The organism is Prolinoborus fasciculus (genome assembly GCF_056724605.1).
This window is the reverse complement of record NZ_JBWZQN010000007.1, coordinates 25203-41539: the sequence shown is the minus strand read 5'-3', so window position 1 is coordinate 41539 and position 16337 is coordinate 25203. Positions and strand designations below refer to the sequence as shown.

The following is a 16337-nucleotide window of genomic DNA, read 5'->3' as shown; positions in this document are numbered from 1 at the left end:
TTCAGGGATTCATAGTGAGGATAGGTATATGCGAGCTCCAGCGATTAGTCTTAAAACTGAGCAAGATGTTGAAAAACTGCGGATATCTGGGCGTTTGGCTGCAGAGGTTTTAGCGATGATCGGGGGACATGTCAAGCCAGGTGTCACGACTGAATATCTGGATGATCTCTGTCATGATTTTATTGTTAATACATTAAAAGTGACGCCAGCCAATATTGGCTATTATGGCTATACCAAAACCACCTGTATTTCACCGAATGAAGTGGTTTGTCATGGCATTCCATCATCAAAAGTCGTTCTGCAGGATGGCGATATTATCAATATTGATGTGGCCATTATTAAAGACGGTTATTTCGGTGATACTAGCCGGATGTACTATGTTGGAACCCCATCTCCAGAAGCCAAGCGATTGGTCAATACCACTTATGAAGCTATGGTGGCCGGGATTCATGCGGTAAAGCCGGGCGCGACCTTGGGTGATATTGGTTATGCGATTCAAACGGTCGCACAGCGTGAAGGCTATTCCATTGTGCGTGAATATTGCGGTCATGGCATCGGCAAGGTCTATCACGAACAGCCAAACATTCTGCATTATGGTCAGCCAGGTCAGGGCATTAAATTGGTTCCGGGAATGGTGTTTACTATTGAGCCAATGGTGAATATGGGCAAAGCTCGCGTCAAAGAGCTGAAAGATGGCTGGACTGTGGTCACCACGGATAAATCCTGGTCTGCCCAATGGGAACATATGGTCTATGTCACCGAAACCGGATTTGAAGTCTTGTCTCCTTGGCCTGAAGGCGCAGGTGAGTATCCGGAGATTTAAAATATTGATTGAATGATCTTTATTAAGCTAATCCACTTACATAAATTACAACTCACTTGTGCTTATTGACGAAAAAATACAAAACACTACATTAAACAGTGGTTTAGGATTTTATATCTGATTAAACTAAGAGTCAGATACATAGGTTCCTTTTTTTCGCTTACTATGCTGTAGTGAAAGTTTCTCTAGCTCATTTTTCCCCAAGAATGAGCTATTTTTTTGTTCATTTTTCTCAAAAGCGTATCACTTAGCGCTGATTTAATTCAGCAACCAGATAATCAATAAAGACCCGTACTGCGGGCAATAAGCCGCGACGTGAAGGATAAACCGCATGGAAAATACCATGCGGTGCTTTCCAATCGGGAAGCACTCGAACCAGTTCACCACTTGCTACATACTGCTCGACCACATTATCTGGCAATAAAGTGATGCCTGAGCCTGACGCGGCCAGTTGTGCCAGCATATTTAAATCAGACCCCATGACCGTTGGACTGACACGGATTTTTTTCTGTTCCTGCTGTTCATTTTGTAAGGTCAGAAACTGTTCGGTATGATCTTCGGCCATACTCAGGATTTTATGCTCAGCCAGTTGCTCAGGGGTTTTCAGTTCACCAAATTCATTTAAGTAACCTTGACTTGCGAATAAGTGCTGCTCAATTTTTTCAAACTGGCGAATCACCAGATTTGGGTCATCATCCAGGCTGGAACGGACACGTAAGGCCAGATCAAAGCCTTCATTGATAATATCGACCCGTCGATTGGTGATCATCATCTGGACTTTAATTTCAGGATATTTTTTCAAAAAATCTGGCAGAATTTTTGCCAGTTCATTCTGGGCAATAGAGACGGGCAAGCTGACTTTAATAGTTCCGCGCGGTTCGGTACTCAGATGATCCACAAGATCATGCGCCGCCTGTGCAGCACTCAGCATGACTTGGGCATGCCGGTAAATATTCATGCCGATATCGGTCACGGCAAAATGACGAGAACTGCGCTGAATCAGACGTACACCCAGACGCTCTTCCAGATTAAACACCCGGCGGCTAAGTTTGGATTTGGGAATATCGGTTGCACGTTCGGCTGCACTAAAGCCGCCATGTTCCACCACCTGCGCGAAACAGTAAAAGTCATCCAGATCAGACAGCATGGTTTAATTCCATTCTTGCAACGATAAGCTGATTAAAAATTGATTGTTGCATACTGTCAATCAGAGAATGTAGTGCATAAAGATTTTAATTCGCGGATTTAAGTAAACCTAGCAGTGTTTGCATGCCATCGGTCGCGCTCTGGGCGATCTTGTAAAATTGTGCAGGCAAATGCTGCTGCTCGGCTTTCGGGTCGATGTAATAGGCTTGGCAGCTCGCAGGAATCTCATGAATTAACCCGGCGACCGGATAAACCTGCAAGCTGGTGCCAATTACCACGAAAATATCGGCATCCTGTACACAGTCTTGAGCTTCTTCATACGCGGGCACGGCTTCGCCAAACCAGACCACATGAGGACGCAGCGGATAGCCTGCCTTGCAAAAGTGTTGATTTAAATCTAATTCAGAACCTTCAATTGGATAAAACTCGGTCGTGCTTTGTGCATCGGGGCCTGAGCTTTTGGCCAGACGAATATTGCCATGTAAATGAATCACCTTGGAGCTGCCGGCACGTTCATGCAAGTCATCAATATTCTGGGTAATCACATGCACATCAAACTCATCTTCAAGATCCGCAATCACTTGATGGGCAGCATTCGGATGTGCTTCCAGAATGTTTTTACGGCGGGCATTATAAAAGCGTTGCACCAGTTCTGGATTTTTGGCCCAAGCTTCAGGTGTTGCCACCTCTTCTATACGATACTGTTCCCAAAGGCTATTACTGTCGCGAAAAGTATTAATGCCACTTTCGGCGCTCATGCCTGCACCGGAAAAGACCACCAACTTTTTCATTGTTCTGTCTCCTGAATCTTTAGGCAGCTGAAGTGCTAGATTGTGAATTTTCTTTTAAGAAGATGCTAAGCTCTTTGGCAAATTTTAGCGGTTCAGTCAGTAAAGGTGTATGGCCGGATTTGTTGAAAAGTACCTGTTTGGCCTGAGGCAGGCTTTCTGCAATCAGGCGCTGACCTTCAAAAGGATACAGCTTCGATTGTACGCCGCTAAAAAAAGTCACTGGGCAGGTAAGTTGGGCCAATGCCTCTCGGTAATCCTCACGATGATACAAATAATTGTTGATATACCACGCCATATAATCCACCCGACTGGAAGGCAATAACAGACTTTGCAGGCGAGGTTGATTTAGGATGAATTCGAAAGCTTTCAGACTATATTTTTGTTCATTTTGTAGCTGAATAAACTTTAGCCATAGGACAGCGATTTGTTTACGGACAGAAACGTCAAGATCGCGAATCAATTCAACTTGCCGGTATTGTGCAAGTAGGGCAGAGAGCTGCTGCAGGATGTCGATAAATTCCTGATGACGTGGACCAAAAAGGCCAAAAGCCCAGGTATCATCAACCGGAATTTTAGGAGTTTGATCAATGTGCAAATAAGCTGTTATGTGTTTGGCAAAGTCACCATAGTGCAGCCCATGCATGGTTGTCGTCGCACCCATGGAATAGGCAATGACGATGACTTGATCTAATTTCAGGTGGGTCAGAACTGAACGTACATCCAGCCAGTGACTGGAAATCGCATCGAGATCTTGCGGAATATTACAGTGACTGGAAGCCCCAAAGCCGCGCCATTCCGGAATAATAAAACGGAAATTTTTCTGATGCGGATAGAGAAAAGCTTTCCATTGCCAGCTCAGCATGCCGAGTCCTGAGAGTACCAGTACCGACTGTCCCTGACCGTATTCGCGTACAAACAGTTGCTCACCATCGGGCATGCGATAAAAGGGCATGTGTGTCTCCGTATTTAGAATTATTTTGCGTCAAATTGTTTGAGTCGCGGAATGACTTGTTCCAGCCAGGAAATCCAGCCCAGTTCCTGATCAATCCCCAGTTGCAAAATCATTTTATGAATATACAGGGTACGGTCAGTTTCGTCCGCTTCGGCAAAGTCCTTGGCAAAAATCTGCTGATAGGTTTTCAGTTTTTCTTTATGCAGTTCTAGATGGCGTTCCAGCTCTGCCAAGGTGTTATTGCCACCAAGCTGGGCTTCGGCACGTAAACGCACCATCAGTTCTTCGCGCAGTTGTGCCGGTGGGCTTTGTTGCAGCATCCAGTTGGCCAGTTCTTCCCGGCCCAGACGTTCCACTTGATAAGTCTTTTTGCGGCTATTGGAATCTTCCTCTTCTAGCGTGGAAATCCAGCCTTTTTGTAGCATGGCATTCAGCTCGCGATAAATCTGCTGATGAGTGGCATTCCAGAAGAAGCCCATGGATCGGTCAAAACGGCGGGCCAGTTCGATTCCGGTGCTGGGCTTTTCAATCAGGCTGGTCAATAAAACATGCGCTAAAGACATAAGCGTCTCAAAAAAGTGACTCAGGATTATTATGCAACATGTTGCATAAAAATCAATTCTGGCATATAAATTAGTGCAACAAGTTGCATTAAACTGGAAAGTTTGAGGGATCAAACTGCCAGTTGCTAAAACAATAGCCAGCCTAAACGCACGCTCAGGAGTTGAAATGTCTAAATATCCGAATTTACTTGCCCCATTGAACTTGGGTTTTACCACGCTTAAAAACCGCGTGTTAATGGGTTCCATGCACGTTGGTCTTGAAGAGGCACCCGGCGGATATGATCGGATGGCAGCTTTCTATGCAGAGCGTGCCAAAGGTGGAGTCGCTTTAATCGTCACCGGCGGGATTTCACCAAATGATCATGGGGTGACGTTTCATGGTGGTTCCAAACTTGACACTCTTGAAGAAGCTGAAAAGCATAAGGTAATTACCCAGGCCGTACATGAGGCGGGCGGGAAAATTGCCATGCAGATTTTGCATACCGGACGCTATTCTTATCAGGCTGAAAATGTCGCGCCATCCCCAATTCAGGCACCGATCAATCCGGTCAAACCGCATGCTTTAACTTCGGCTGAAGTGCAGCAAACCATTGATGATTTTGCCAATTGTGCCAAGCTGGCTCAATACGCCGATTATGACGGTGTAGAAATCATGGGCTCGGAAGGCTATCTGATTAACGAGTTTATTGCCGCGCGTACCAACCATCGTGATGATGAGTGGGGTGGAAGCTATGCAAACCGCATCCGTTTCCCGATTGAAATCGTACGCCGTACCCGTGAAATGGTCGGTGAGAACTTTATCATTATTTATCGCCTATCTATGCTGGATCTGGTCGAAGGCGGTTCAACTCTGGAAGAAGTCATCCAGTTGGCCAAAGAAATTGAAAAAGCCGGTGCGACCATTATCAATACTGGCATTGGCTGGCATGAAGCGCGTATTCCGACGATTGCCACCAAAGTGCCACGTGCAGCCTTCACTTGGGTCACGCGTAAGCTGAAAGGTCAGGTGAAGATTCCTTTAATCACTTCAAACCGTATTAATACTCCGGAAATGGCTGAATATGTATTGGCGTCTGGTGATGCTGATATGATTTCTATGGCCCGTCCGATGCTGGCAGACTCTGAGTTTGTCCTGAAAGCGGAGCAGGGTCGTAGCGATGAGATCAATACCTGTATCGGTTGTAATCAGGCCTGTCTGGATCATATTTTCTCAATGAAAATTGCCACCTGTCTGGTCAATCCACGTGCCTGCTATGAAACAGAGCTCATTTTTAAAGAAACCAATGTGGCAAAAAATATTGCCGTGATTGGTGCAGGTCCTGCAGGTTTAAGTTTTGCTGTATATGCGGCAAATCGCGGTCATCAGGTGACGGTATTTGAAGCCGCTGCTCAGATTGGTGGGCAGTTTAATATTGCCAAGACCATTCCAGGCAAGGAAGAGTTTTATGAAACCTTGCGTTATTTCAAACGCCAGATTGAATTACAGCCACGTATTAAATTGCAGCTGAACCATAAGGCGAGTCTGGAAGAACTGGCTCAGTCAAACTTTGATGACATTGTGGTGGCAACAGGCGTGACACCGCGTCAACTTGAGATTCCAGGTATTGATCATGCAAAAGTACTGTCTTATCTGGACGTTTTGAAAGAACGTAAGCCAGTGGGTCAGCGAGTTGCCATTATTGGTGCAGGCGGTATTGGTTTTGATACAGCCGAATTCCTGAGTCATGAAGGAGAAAGTGGCAGTATCAATCCGGAAAAATTCTATGATGAATGGGGTATTGATACTGACTATGAAAATGTCGGTGGCTTAAAAGCTGCAAATGTAGAAAAACCGCAACGTGAAATTTATTTATTGCAACGTAAAGCCGCTTCAGTCGGCGCAAGTTTGGGTAAAACCACAGGCTGGATTCATCGTACTGGTTTAAAACACCGTGATGTAAAAATGATTGCGGGCGCCAATTATGAAAAAATTGATGATCAGGGCTTACATATAATCGTAAATGACAAACCTGCGGTACTAGAAGTCGATCACGTGATCATTTGCGCTGGTCAGGAATCTTATACCGCCATGTTTGATGAGCTAAAAGCGGCGGGTAAAAATGTGCATCTGATTGGTGGAGCAAAAGAAGCGGGTGAGCTGGATGCCAAACGTGCCATCCGTCAGGGTGCTGAATTGGCAGCGGTGATCTGAAAATATTAAAACCTGCTTTTTCCCCTCTCCTTTATTAAAGGAGAGGGTTAGGGAGAGGATTTGTAAGAAAGAATCCCCCTTGCGAAGCAGTACTTCTCACCTTTAAAAAGGGATGAGTATTTTAATACTAAAACAAAAAAGGAATTCAAAATGACCATCGAAAATACCAAAAAATCCATTGCACGCTGGCATGAGATGCTAGAAAGCCGTGATATGTCGATCTTGAATGAGCTGCTTGCTGAAGAAGTGGTATTTCGTTCGCCTGTGGCTTTTCAGCCTTATCCTGGAAAACAGGTGGTATTTTTTATTTTGACCAATGTCATTCAAGTCTTTGAAAATTTCACCTATCACCGTGAATTTATAAGTGAAGATGGTAACAATGTCGTACTTGAGTTTTCTGCCAATGTGGGCGATAAAAAACTAAAGGGAGTTGACATGATTCAGTTTAATGAAGAGGGTCAGATGGTTGATTTTGAAGTCATGATTCGACCTAAGTCCGGACTTGAAGCCTTGGCTGTACAGATGGGCCAGCGGATGCAATTATTCCAAGCTAAAACTTAATTCGAACTATTGATTCAAGTCGGCATGAAATTTGTAAATCACAGCTAGTACAACTAGAGGGGGGATGACAGATGAAAATGTTGCTTAAAAAATTGGGTCAGCTTTCCAGTGAATATCTGGATCGTTTCAGCGGAGCAGACGAGCCGACCCTGTATTACAATCCGAATGGTGTATTTTCAGGACTCATTGAACGCTTACCGCAGCTGCAACAAAAATATCGTCCTACACCTTGGTTAGCCAATGCACACGCACATATTCTGTATTTTGATTTAATTAAAAAACGTACCATTAAGCTGAAATACGATGCGCTTGAACAGCTGAAAATGTCAGATGGCGGAATTACCGGTATTGCCTGGTATGGGCTGGATCTTCCGGCAAGTACGCCAACCATTGTCTTACTCCATACTATTACCGGTTCTCCTGAATCGATGCGTGAACTGGTTCGTGATCTGCATAAACATACCGGTTGGCGTGTGGCATTGTGTTTACGCCGTGGTCATGCAGACTTACCCATGCCTGTGCCTAAAATGAACCTGTTTGGTTCAACTCAGGATTTGCGTGAACAACTCTTGTATATACAGGACAGATTTCCTCAGTCCGATCTCTATGGAGTTGGCTCTTCTGCGGGTACGGGATTGTTAGTGCGTTATCTGGGTGAAGAAGGTGAGCAAACCCCATTAAAAGCAGCTTTTGCCTTATGCCCTGGCTATAACACTGAAACCGGTTTTGCCAATGTGCATCCGTTTTACAGTAAAGTCATGGCTAAAAAACTGATTAAGCGCTTTATTCATCCTTATCAGGAAACCTGGCAGGTCTGCCCAAGCTGGAAACAGTTATTAGACGTTAAAGATCTTTCCGAATTTGAACAACTGTATTTTGAACTGGCCGGATTTGCGGATTATGCAAGTTATACTCAAGCAACCAATCCGATTTATGTGTTTGAAAGTGTCAAAATTCCGCTGATGATTTTAAATGCGGAGGATGATCCGGTGTGTCACATCCGAAATTTAGAACCCTATAAAGAAAAAATTCGGGCGATGTCCAATATTATGGTAATTACCACAAAAAAAGGCAGTCATTGCGGCTTTTATCAGGGCTTGATGCAAACCGAATCTTGGGCTACCCGACTAATGGCAGACTATTTGATTCACTTATCGCGTGCACCGGCAACAGTATCTGCTTAAAAAGTTCCAATAAAAAACCCAGCATCTGCTGGGTTTTTTTGATGAATGATCCTGTAATCAGTCAAGTGCTGGCATCGCTGCGGCAATCGCGTCAGCAACCGCATCATCCTCAGATTTGTTTTCTGGATTTGAATTGGTTTTAGGTGTGGTCTCAGCAGGCTTTGACGCAGGTTCTTCTCTGGTTTCAGGCACTGGTGCCGGCTCAGTGGTTTCTGGCTTTTTGATTTCACGACGGATTTCAGTCGTGGTATTTTCAGTTTGCTCACGTTGAATTTCAACCGTTGGCACTACTTCCTCTTCAATTACCGTTGGCTCTACAGGCTCAAGCGGTTCAAATTGCGTTGGTTCTGGAGTCGAGATTTCAGATGCTGGAGTAACTTCTACTTGCTCTTCTTCTTTTGGTGCTTCTTTTTTTACACACGCAGTTAATGTCAGGCCAGTCAGGATTAGGGTGGAGATTAAAAGTTTCTTCATCATCATTGCATCAAACATAAAAGTGTGGAGGGGATACACTATTATAGCAGCAAAATGCAAGATAGAAATCATATGAACTTACTGTAATTTTTTATAGGAATTGCTGTTAGAATAGTCAATTGTTTATTGTTCTTTGAATTGATGCGGATTGACTTTGCTTTCTAGGTACAAGGTAAAGTAAAATTGCGCAACATTGCAGGCCGATTTAGGCTCGATTGTACGAGAAACCCAATGACCCATTTTATTTTCGTTACTGGTGGTGTAGTTTCATCACTAGGTAAAGGTATTTCAGCTGCTTCTGTTGCTGCACTTTTAGAAGCTCGTGGTTTAAAAGTGACCATGGTAAAAATGGATCCATACATTAATGTCGATCCAGGGACAATGAGCCCATTCCAGCATGGTGAAGTTTTTGTTACAGAAGATGGTGCTGAAACAGACTTAGACTTGGGTTACTACGAACGTTTCTTGCGTCGTGCGAAAATGACCAAACTGAATAACTTCACATCAGGTCGTGTTTACCAGGATGTTCTAAATAAAGAACGCCGTGGTGACTACCTGGGTGGTACTGTGCAAGTTATTCCACACATTACTGACAATATCAAAGAGCGTGTACTTCGTGCAGGCGAAGGTTATGACGTTGCGATCGTAGAGATCGGCGGTACTGTAGGTGACATTGAATCTCTCCCATTCATGGAATCTGTACGTCAGTTAATGGTTGAACTTGGTCATAAACGTACCATGTTAATGCACTTAACGTTACTCCCATACATTAAGTCTGCAGCAGAATTAAAAACCAAACCAACACAGCACTCTGTTAAAGAACTCCTGTCGATTGGTATTCAGCCAGACATTCTCATCTGCCGTACAGAATACGATGTAGATGCAGATACGACGCGTAAGATTGCATTATTTACCAACGTTGAAGCACGTGCCGTTGTGGTATGTAAAGACGCACGTTCGATCTACCAGATTCCACGTACATTCTACGAACAAAATGTTGACGATTTAATCTGTGAACGTTTTGGTTATAACGATCTTCCTGAAGCTGACTTAACAGATTGGGATAACGTGGTAGAAGCATTATTGAACCCTGAATACACTGTACGTGTAGCGATGGTCGGTAAATACGTTGAACTTCCAGATGCATATAAATCTGTAAACGAAGCACTTCTACATGCGGGCATTCAAAACCGTGTGAAAGTTCAGATCGACTACGTAAACGCTGAAGAGCTTGAAAGCCAAGATGTAGCAGAAGTATTGAAAGATGCTGATGCGATTCTGGTTCCTGGCGGTTTTGGTGAGCGCGGTACTGAAGGCAAAATGAAGGCGATTCAGTTCGCACGTGAGAACGGTGTGCCGTTCCTCGGTATTTGCTTGGGTATGCAGTTGGCTGTGATCGAATACGCACGTAATGTTGCTGGTATTGCAGATGCGACTTCGACTGAATTTAACCGTTCAACGAAATCTCCATTGATTGGTTTAATTACTGAATGGTTAGATGAGCGTGGTGAAGTTCAGCAACGTTCTGCTGATTCTGATCTGGGTGGTACGATGCGTCTTGGCGCGCAAAAATCTGAACTGGTTGCAGGGACTAAAACTGCAGAAGTTTATGGTTCTGAAGAAATCATCGAGCGCCATCGTCACCGTTACGAGATGAACAACCGTTATATCCCAGTGCTGGAAGAAAAAGGCATGAAGATTTCTGGTTATTCTCCGGTACAGCATTTGGTAGAAACTGTTGAAATTCCTGCACATCCTTGGTTTATTGCAGTACAATTCCACCCGGAATTTACCAGCTCGCCACGTGATGGTCACCCGTTGTTTGCAGGTTTCATTGATGCTGCGAAAAAGCAGTACCAAAAAACCAAATAATCGGTGCGTAGGACACAACTAGGGAAGTTTAAATGTCGCAATTAAAACCACAAGAAATTGTACGTTTGGGCGATATACAAATGGCAAATCATTTGCCATTTGTATTATTCGGCGGAATGAATGTACTTGAATCTAAAGACCTGGCTTTTGAAATTGCAGAGACTTATGTCGATATCTGCACACGTTTGGGCATTCCTTATGTGTTCAAAGCCAGCTTTGATAAAGCCAACCGTTCAAGCCTGAACTCTTTCCGTGGCCCAGGCCTGGAAAAAGGTCTCGAGTGGTTAGCTGACATTAAAAAACACTTTAATGTGCCGATCATCACCGATGTGCATGAGCCGTACCAAGCGGCTCCTGTTGCAGAAGTGGCAGACATTATTCAATTGCCAGCTTTCTTAAGCCGTCAGACGGATCTTGTTGAAGCCATGGCAAAAACGGATGCGATCATCAACATCAAAAAAGCCCAGTTCCTCGCTCCGCACGAAATGCGCCATATTCTGCATAAGTGTCTGGAAGCTGGAAATGACAAGCTGATTATTTGTGAGCGTGGTTCGGCATTTGGCTATAACAATCTGGTTGTAGACATGCTGGGCTTCGACATCATGAAAGAGATGAATGTTCCTGTGTTCTTTGATGTGACCCATGCCTTACAAACCCCAGGCGGTCGTGCAGATTCTGCCGGTGGTCGTCGTGCGCAAATTACAACGCTTGCGCGTGCGGGTATGGCAACAGGTCTTGCTGGTTTGTTCTTAGAAGCACATCCAGATCCGGAAAAAGCCAAGTGTGATGGTCCATGTGCGCTGCGCATGTCTCAGCTTGAGCCGTTCCTGGCACAGCTAAAAGAATTGGATACCTTGGTTAAAGGTTTCGAAAAGTTAGATACACACTGAGTTTATCACTCTTGCGCTGCCGTATAGGCAGCTCATATTAATCAACTGAGGAATAGTTCATGAGCCAAATCGTTGACATTCGTGCACGTGAAATTTTGGACTCTCGTGGTAACCCTACCATCGAAGCAGACGTAATCTTAGCATCTGGCGTAGTTGGCCGTGCATGTGCACCATCTGGTGCTTCAACTGGTTCTCGTGAAGCTTTAGAACTTCGTGATGGCGATAAAGCGCGTTACTTAGGTAAAGGCGTTAAAACTGCGGTAAATAACGTCAATACGTTAATCCGTGACGCTTTGGTCGGTAAATCAGTATTCGAACAAAAAGACATCGATAACAAGATGATCGCGCTTGACGGTACTGAAAACAAAGAAAAATTAGGTGCAAACGCAACTTTGGCAGTGTCTTTGGCTGCTGCTCGCGCTGCTGCTGAAGAAAAGAAAATTCCTCTTTTCCAATACATCGCAGATCTTCGCGGTCAAACGATTCTAACCATGCCTGTACCAATGATGAACATCATCAATGGTGGTTCACATGCAGACAACAACGTCGATATTCAAGAGTTTATGATTGAGCCAGTAGGCTTCACTTCATTCTCTGAAGCACTACGTGCCGGTGCTGAAATCTTCCATTCACTTAAATCAGTATTAAACAAAAAAGGTTTAAATACTGCGGTAGGTGATGAAGGTGGTTTTGCGCCGAACTTACGTTCAAACGAAGAAGCAATTACGGTTATTCTTGAAGCAATTGGTCAAACTGGCTACAAAGCAGGTTCTGACATCATGCTTGCGCTTGACTGTGCATCTTCAGAATTCTACAAAAATGGTCAATACATTCTTGCGGGCGAAGGCAACAAAGCGTTCACAAGCAACCAGTTCTCTGACTATTTAGCAGGTCTTGTAAACCAGTACCCAATTATCTCGATTGAAGATGGTCTGGACGAATCTGACTGGGAAGGCTGGTCTTACCTGACTTCAATTCTTGGTGACAAGATCCAGTTGGTAGGTGATGACTTGTTCGTAACGAATCCGAAAATCCTGCAGCGTGGTATCAACGAAAAAGTGGGTAACTCTATTCTGATTAAATACAACCAGATCGGTACCTTGACTGAAACTTTAGATGCCATCTACCTTGCGAAAGAAAATGGTTACTCTACTGTAATTTCACACCGTTCAGGCGAAACTGAAGATTCAACGATTGCTGATCTTGCAGTAGGTACAGCAGCGGGTCAAATCAAGACTGGTTCACTTTGCCGTTCTGACCGTGTAGCGAAATATAATCAATTACTTCGTATTGAAGAATTGACTAATGCTGCATATCGCGGTAAAGCTGAGTTCAAAGGTTTGAACTAAGCGACTTATGTCAATGTTAAATGTATTCGACTCGACTGCGAGTAAAGTACTGTTGGGCCTTGCGATCATTTTGATCGCAGGGTTTCAATATTTATACTGGTTTGGTGAAGGTGGTTATCATGATCATCAGCAACTGACCCAGAAAATCCAGCAACAGATGGAATTGAATGATGAGCTGAAAGAGCGTAATCGCGTTCTGGCGGCAGAAGTTTATGATTTGAAGAATGGTATTGAAGCCATCGAAGAACATGCGCGTTTAGATCTTGGTCTGATTAAGCCACGCGAAACTTTTATTCAAATGAGCACGATCAGTACTCAATATAAACCGATCTATCTTAATCCTAATTCTAAAGTAGACCTGCGAACCAATGAGTCAGCTGAAGCACCAACTACACCCTAAACTTTGGGTCATTCTTCCAGCTGCAGGTTCCGGTAGCCGTTTCTCCAAAACAGAACTGAAACAATATCAGATGATTCAAGAGCGTACTGTTCTTGAACATACGGTGGCTCGTCTGAATCAACTGCCTTTGACGGGTTATGTCCTGGCGATTGGTGTACAGGATAATGTCGCAAAAACGCTTCCATTTTCCAGGCTGGAGAAAGCCCATTTTTGTTTGGGTGGTGCCGAGCGGGTGAATTCCGTGTTAAATGCACTGAACTATTTATCTCAAATCGCTTCTGAAGATGACTGGGTGTTGGTACATGATGCGGCACGTCCGTGTGTCAGTCAGGATTGTCTGCAACAGTTGGTCAATACGGCAATTACCAAGGATAGGGCTGCGATTCTGGCGATTCCGGTGCGAGATACACTTAAGCGTGTAGTAACCAATTTTGATATTGAGGAAACAGTGGATCGCTCGATGCTCTGGCAGGCACAAACGCCACAAATGGCCAAGCTAGGTGTGTTGAAACGGGCGCTTGAGCAGGCTTTGCAGGGTGGGGCTACGATTACCGATGAAGCCAGTGCACTGGAGCATATCGGTGAGCCAGTGAGTGTAGTACAAGGTCGTTCCGATAATATTAAAATTACCTATCCGGATGATCTGGAACTCGCCAGACTGATTTTACAGGCTCAGGCTTAAAAATATATTCAAATAATATTTAAATAAAAGCAGAATAAATCTGGCTATAGCGATCTATTCGCTATAGCTTTCACTTATAATTTTGCCATCATTCTTTTTCACCTTTTGGCCAATGATACCTTCACAGCAGTATCGGTTTTTACGTCATTCTTTGCGTGATGGACGTAGTATTAACCCGCAAGATTCATCTCGATGGACCAAGTTGCACCTTGATCCATGGTTATTGTGCTTTCTGGTTCTCAATGCAATCCTGGGTTTAATGGTGGTGTATAGCGCGACTTCCGAAGACTCTGGCATGGTGGTGCGTCAGGCCGTCAGTTTCGGGATTGGTTTTGTGCTGCTATTTATCTGTGCGCAGATTCCACCGAAAGTCTATCAGGCGATTAGTCCATACCTGTATGCCTTCGGGATCTTCATGCTGCTTCTGGTCTTTGTGATTGGTGAAAAACGTTTAGGTGCAACCCGCTGGATTACCTTGCCGGGGGTGGGAAGCATGCAACCGAGTGAGGTGATGAAATTTGCGATGCCTTTGATGATGGCATGGTATTTTGCACGTAAGCCGTTTCCTCCCAAATTTTTGCATATTGTCGGGGCTTTGATTTTATTGGGCGTACCATTTGTTTTGGTGGCACTTCAGCCTGACTTGAACATTGGCTTGGTAATTCCTGGTATTTTTGTTCTATTTTTAAGTGGGATGTCGTGGCGTCTGATTGGTGGTGCAGCAGCGGCAGTAGCCGTGGCAGCTCCAGCTGCATGGATGTTTGTATTACAAGAGTATCAAAAAAAGCGTATTACCACGTTGTTTGATCCGGAGTCGGATGCCTTGGGCGCAGGCTGGAATATTATCCAGTCCAAAATTGCCATTGGTTCAGGTGGTTCCACGGGCAAAGGCTATACTGAAGGTACGCAATCACATTTAGGTTATCTTCCTGAACATCATACTGACTTTATTATGTCGACCTATGCCGAAGAATTCGGTTTTATCGGTGTTTTTCTGCTGTTCAGTTTATTTACTGCCATTATAATTCGCTGTTTGATCATTGGTTTAAACAGCTTTCATAACTTTGGCCGTTTATATGCTGGAGCCATGGGACTGACTTTCTTCTTCTTTGTATTCTTAAACTCAGGCATGGTGAGCGGGATTTTACCTGTAACTGGAGATCCATTGCCGCTCATGAGTTATGGCGGAACAGCGGTAATTTCCATGCTGGCCGGGATGGGCATTGTGATGTCGATTCATACCCATCGATAGTTATTTTAAAAGTCGGACTTGTTTCGGCTTTTTTATTATTCTTAAAACAAAACATAAATCTCTATTAAGTATAAAAAAGGAAGTTAAGTTTGAGTAGTATTTTTCGTGAATCAGAAAAAATGTTGGAAGAGCTTGGGAGTGAATTAAATAATTCAATATTTTTGGAGGGTGGGCCTCGGCTTGAGATAGTTTATCAATGCTGTGAATTGTCGATTGAGCATGGTGTGGCTATTCTCAGTTTACTGGAAATAAAAAGAGATATATCTGCGCTGGCCTTGTTTAGAATTCAGTTTGAGGCGGTCGTTAGAGCTTACTGGTTACTTATGGTTGCCTCAAATCAGGAAATACAAAAGTTTGAATTAAATAATGCAGATGACCTTTTAAAGAATATTAAAATCCCGACAGCAGTAGAAATGATAACGAAATTAGAGAATGTTGTAGAGATAGCTCATATAGTAGAGATGTTTAAAGAGTTTAAATTTTACTCATTAAAACATTTACATTCTATTGTTCATACAGGACGAAATTCATTAATTCAGAAAAGAGCAGGATTGGCTGATGAGCAAAGGCTTGCGATTATTAAACAAGTAAATGGATTTATTACGATGGCCGCACAAATATTATTAAGACATGCGGGTAAAGAGAAGTATCTTCATCACATTCATGCTCAATATAGAAATTGCTTCCAAATGCAAAGTGATATAACAGTAGAACAAAAAGCAGAAATCGATAAACGATATAAAAAAGCCCTCAAATGAGGGCTTTTTAATTTCATACTTTAACTGAGAAACCAGGTGTAATAGCCCCAGATCATTAAAGGCCATGCCAAGAAAGGGCTAAACAGCCATTTCCAGAACCAGTGGCGCGGCATAAAGCCGACACCATGGACAAAGCCTCCAGAAATACCAATCATGATATACATCATGGCACTATGGCTATATTCACCATTGGCATCCAGCATTGCAGAAGGATGAACCAATAACACTGCTGCGAGAGGAAAAGCCAGGAGGCAGGAAATCATCATCGCAAATTTGTTTGGTTTCTTGTCTACAACGGTTTTCTCAAGCGCAGCTTCGGTCATGTTTTATTCCTCATCCAGGTCTTGGTGTTGTTCCATGTAAATGGCAGCAATCACACTGGCAAAACACGCCATCAGTACACCCAGAATCCAGGCAAAATACCACATAATCTTGTCTCCTTAGAACAC

The 16337-nt window shown here is 43.8% G+C and carries 18 protein-coding genes; 11 read left to right on the top strand and 7 right to left on the bottom strand.

The genetic code is table 11. The features are described 5' to 3' along the window. Nucleotides 1–28: 28 nt before the first annotated feature. Nucleotides 29–823 carry a type I methionyl aminopeptidase gene (gene map, locus AC1P5O_RS02795; protein WP_348942153.1) on the top strand — a complete coding sequence of 265 codons (795 nt, stop codon included), beginning with the start codon at nucleotides 29–31 and terminating at the stop codon, nucleotides 821–823. Between the two features lie 247 nt (nucleotides 824–1070). Here the strand turns inward: map and AC1P5O_RS02790 are convergent, their stop codons facing one another. The 4 genes from AC1P5O_RS02790 to AC1P5O_RS02775 form a co-directional block, all read right to left on the bottom strand. Continuing rightward, nucleotides 1071–1970 (bottom strand): LysR family transcriptional regulator, encoded by a 900-nt coding sequence (locus tag AC1P5O_RS02790; protein ID WP_348942151.1) that lies wholly within the window; start codon nucleotides 1968–1970, stop codon nucleotides 1071–1073. 85 nt (nucleotides 1971–2055) lie between these two features. Then, nucleotides 2056–2760 (bottom strand): SIR2 family NAD-dependent protein deacylase, encoded by a 705-nt coding sequence (locus AC1P5O_RS02785; protein ID WP_348942149.1) that lies wholly within the window; start codon nucleotides 2758–2760, stop codon nucleotides 2056–2058. 19 nt (nucleotides 2761–2779) lie between these two features. Further along, complete coding sequence (locus AC1P5O_RS02780; RefSeq protein ID WP_348942148.1) at nucleotides 2780–3712, bottom strand: alpha/beta fold hydrolase; 933 nt, start codon at nucleotides 3710–3712, stop codon at nucleotides 2780–2782. 20 nt (nucleotides 3713–3732) lie between these two features. Beyond that, entirely contained in the window at nucleotides 3733–4275 is a 543-nt protein-coding gene (locus tag AC1P5O_RS02775) for a PadR family transcriptional regulator (RefSeq protein WP_004278730.1), read from the bottom strand. Between the two features lie 166 nt (nucleotides 4276–4441). On the opposite strand from AC1P5O_RS02775, the gene AC1P5O_RS02770 reads away from it, so the two are divergent. From AC1P5O_RS02770 to AC1P5O_RS02760, 3 genes are all read left to right on the top strand, one after another. Continuing rightward, nucleotides 4442–6466, top strand: a complete 2025-nt coding sequence (locus tag AC1P5O_RS02770) for an NADPH-dependent 2,4-dienoyl-CoA reductase (protein ID WP_004278728.1) — start codon at nucleotides 4442–4444, stop codon at nucleotides 6464–6466. A gap of 150 nt (nucleotides 6467–6616) precedes the next feature. Next, complete coding sequence (locus AC1P5O_RS02765; protein WP_348942146.1) at nucleotides 6617–7027, top strand: nuclear transport factor 2 family protein; 411 nt, start codon at nucleotides 6617–6619, stop codon at nucleotides 7025–7027. A gap of 71 nt (nucleotides 7028–7098) precedes the next feature. After that, on the top strand, nucleotides 7099–8211 hold the full coding sequence (locus tag AC1P5O_RS02760) for a YheT family hydrolase (protein WP_348942144.1): 1113 nt from the start codon (nucleotides 7099–7101) through the stop codon (nucleotides 8209–8211). Nucleotides 8212–8268: 57 nt separating this feature from the next. Here AC1P5O_RS02760 and AC1P5O_RS02755 read toward each other — a convergent pair whose 3' ends face one another. Further along, the gene (locus AC1P5O_RS02755; protein ID WP_499005602.1) at nucleotides 8269–8685 is read right to left on the bottom strand and encodes a hypothetical protein; all 417 of its coding nucleotides are present in this window, start codon (nucleotides 8683–8685) and stop codon (nucleotides 8269–8271) included. Between the two features lie 231 nt (nucleotides 8686–8916). On the opposite strand from AC1P5O_RS02755, the gene pyrG reads away from it, so the two are divergent. The 7 genes from pyrG to AC1P5O_RS02720 all read left to right on the top strand — a co-directional run bounded on the left by pyrG (nucleotide 8917) and on the right by AC1P5O_RS02720 (nucleotide 15888). After that, entirely contained in the window at nucleotides 8917–10557 is a 1641-nt protein-coding gene (gene pyrG / locus AC1P5O_RS02750) for a CTP synthase (protein ID WP_005100051.1), read from the top strand. Nucleotides 10558–10589: 32 nt separating this feature from the next. Then, the gene (gene kdsA, locus AC1P5O_RS02745; protein WP_004278721.1) at nucleotides 10590–11447 is read left to right on the top strand and encodes a 3-deoxy-8-phosphooctulonate synthase; all 858 of its coding nucleotides are present in this window, start codon (nucleotides 10590–10592) and stop codon (nucleotides 11445–11447) included. A 59-nt stretch (nucleotides 11448–11506) separates the two neighbouring features. Next, on the top strand, nucleotides 11507–12796 hold the full coding sequence (gene eno, locus AC1P5O_RS02740) for a phosphopyruvate hydratase (RefSeq protein ID WP_348942142.1): 1290 nt from the start codon (nucleotides 11507–11509) through the stop codon (nucleotides 12794–12796). A gap of 7 nt (nucleotides 12797–12803) precedes the next feature. Next, the gene (locus tag AC1P5O_RS02735; protein ID WP_004645271.1) at nucleotides 12804–13196 is read left to right on the top strand and encodes a septum formation initiator family protein; all 393 of its coding nucleotides are present in this window, start codon (nucleotides 12804–12806) and stop codon (nucleotides 13194–13196) included. Further along, nucleotides 13165–13878 (top strand): 2-C-methyl-D-erythritol 4-phosphate cytidylyltransferase, encoded by a 714-nt coding sequence (gene ispD, locus AC1P5O_RS02730; RefSeq protein ID WP_348942140.1) that lies wholly within the window; start codon nucleotides 13165–13167, stop codon nucleotides 13876–13878. The genes AC1P5O_RS02735 and ispD overlap by 32 nt, the downstream gene beginning before the upstream one ends. A gap of 112 nt (nucleotides 13879–13990) precedes the next feature. Next, nucleotides 13991–15130, top strand: coding sequence for a rod shape-determining protein RodA (rodA, locus tag AC1P5O_RS02725; RefSeq protein WP_348942139.1), 1140 nt, complete (start codon nucleotides 13991–13993; stop codon nucleotides 15128–15130). An 89-nt stretch (nucleotides 15131–15219) separates the two neighbouring features. Beyond that, the gene (locus AC1P5O_RS02720; RefSeq protein WP_348942137.1) at nucleotides 15220–15888 is read left to right on the top strand and encodes a DUF6988 family protein; all 669 of its coding nucleotides are present in this window, start codon (nucleotides 15220–15222) and stop codon (nucleotides 15886–15888) included. A gap of 20 nt (nucleotides 15889–15908) precedes the next feature. On the opposite strand, the gene AC1P5O_RS02715 is transcribed toward AC1P5O_RS02720, so the two are convergent. Both AC1P5O_RS02715 and cydX read right to left on the bottom strand, forming a co-directional pair. Continuing rightward, nucleotides 15909–16211, bottom strand: coding sequence for a cyd operon YbgE family protein (locus AC1P5O_RS02715; protein ID WP_004278714.1), 303 nt, complete (start codon nucleotides 16209–16211; stop codon nucleotides 15909–15911). Nucleotides 16212–16214: 3 nt separating this feature from the next. Further along, nucleotides 16215–16316 (bottom strand): cytochrome bd-I oxidase subunit CydX, encoded by a 102-nt coding sequence (gene cydX, locus AC1P5O_RS02710; protein WP_004278713.1) that lies wholly within the window; start codon nucleotides 16314–16316, stop codon nucleotides 16215–16217. Between the last annotated feature and the right edge of the window lie 21 nt (nucleotides 16317–16337).

Bases quoted from the DNA above. Each gene is read 5' to 3' on its own strand.
- AC1P5O_RS02760 (WP_348942144.1), top strand. From the start codon at position 7,099: ATGAAAATGTTGCTTAAAAAATTGGGTCAGCTTTCCAGTGAATATCTG.
- AC1P5O_RS02715 (WP_004278714.1), bottom strand. From the start codon at position 16,211: ATGACCGAAGCTGCGCTTGAGAAAACCGTTGTAGACAAGAAACCAAAC.
- AC1P5O_RS02775 (WP_004278730.1), bottom strand. From the start codon at position 4,275: ATGTCTTTAGCGCATGTTTTATTGACCAGCCTGATTGAAAAGCCCAGC.
- AC1P5O_RS02765 (WP_348942146.1), top strand. From the start codon at position 6,617: ATGACCATCGAAAATACCAAAAAATCCATTGCACGCTGGCATGAGATG.
- kdsA (WP_004278721.1), top strand. From the start codon at position 10,590: ATGTCGCAATTAAAACCACAAGAAATTGTACGTTTGGGCGATATACAA.
- AC1P5O_RS02755 (WP_499005602.1), bottom strand. From the start codon at position 8,685: ATGAAGAAACTTTTAATCTCCACCCTAATCCTGACTGGCCTGACATTA.
- cydX (WP_004278713.1), bottom strand. From the start codon at position 16,316: ATGTGGTATTTTGCCTGGATTCTGGGTGTACTGATGGCGTGTTTTGCC.
- pyrG (WP_005100051.1), top strand. From the start codon at position 8,917: ATGACCCATTTTATTTTCGTTACTGGTGGTGTAGTTTCATCACTAGGT.
- AC1P5O_RS02770 (WP_004278728.1), top strand. From the start codon at position 4,442: ATGTCTAAATATCCGAATTTACTTGCCCCATTGAACTTGGGTTTTACC.
- AC1P5O_RS02780 (WP_348942148.1), bottom strand. From the start codon at position 3,712: ATGCCCTTTTATCGCATGCCCGATGGTGAGCAACTGTTTGTACGCGAA.
- AC1P5O_RS02785 (WP_348942149.1), bottom strand. From the start codon at position 2,760: ATGAAAAAGTTGGTGGTCTTTTCCGGTGCAGGCATGAGCGCCGAAAGT.
- map (WP_348942153.1), top strand. From the start codon at position 29: ATGCGAGCTCCAGCGATTAGTCTTAAAACTGAGCAAGATGTTGAAAAA.
- ispD (WP_348942140.1), top strand. From the start codon at position 13,165: ATGAGTCAGCTGAAGCACCAACTACACCCTAAACTTTGGGTCATTCTT.
- eno (WP_348942142.1), top strand. From the start codon at position 11,507: ATGAGCCAAATCGTTGACATTCGTGCACGTGAAATTTTGGACTCTCGT.
- AC1P5O_RS02735 (WP_004645271.1), top strand. From the start codon at position 12,804: ATGTCAATGTTAAATGTATTCGACTCGACTGCGAGTAAAGTACTGTTG.
- rodA (WP_348942139.1), top strand. From the start codon at position 13,991: ATGATACCTTCACAGCAGTATCGGTTTTTACGTCATTCTTTGCGTGAT.
- AC1P5O_RS02790 (WP_348942151.1), bottom strand. From the start codon at position 1,970: ATGCTGTCTGATCTGGATGACTTTTACTGTTTCGCGCAGGTGGTGGAA.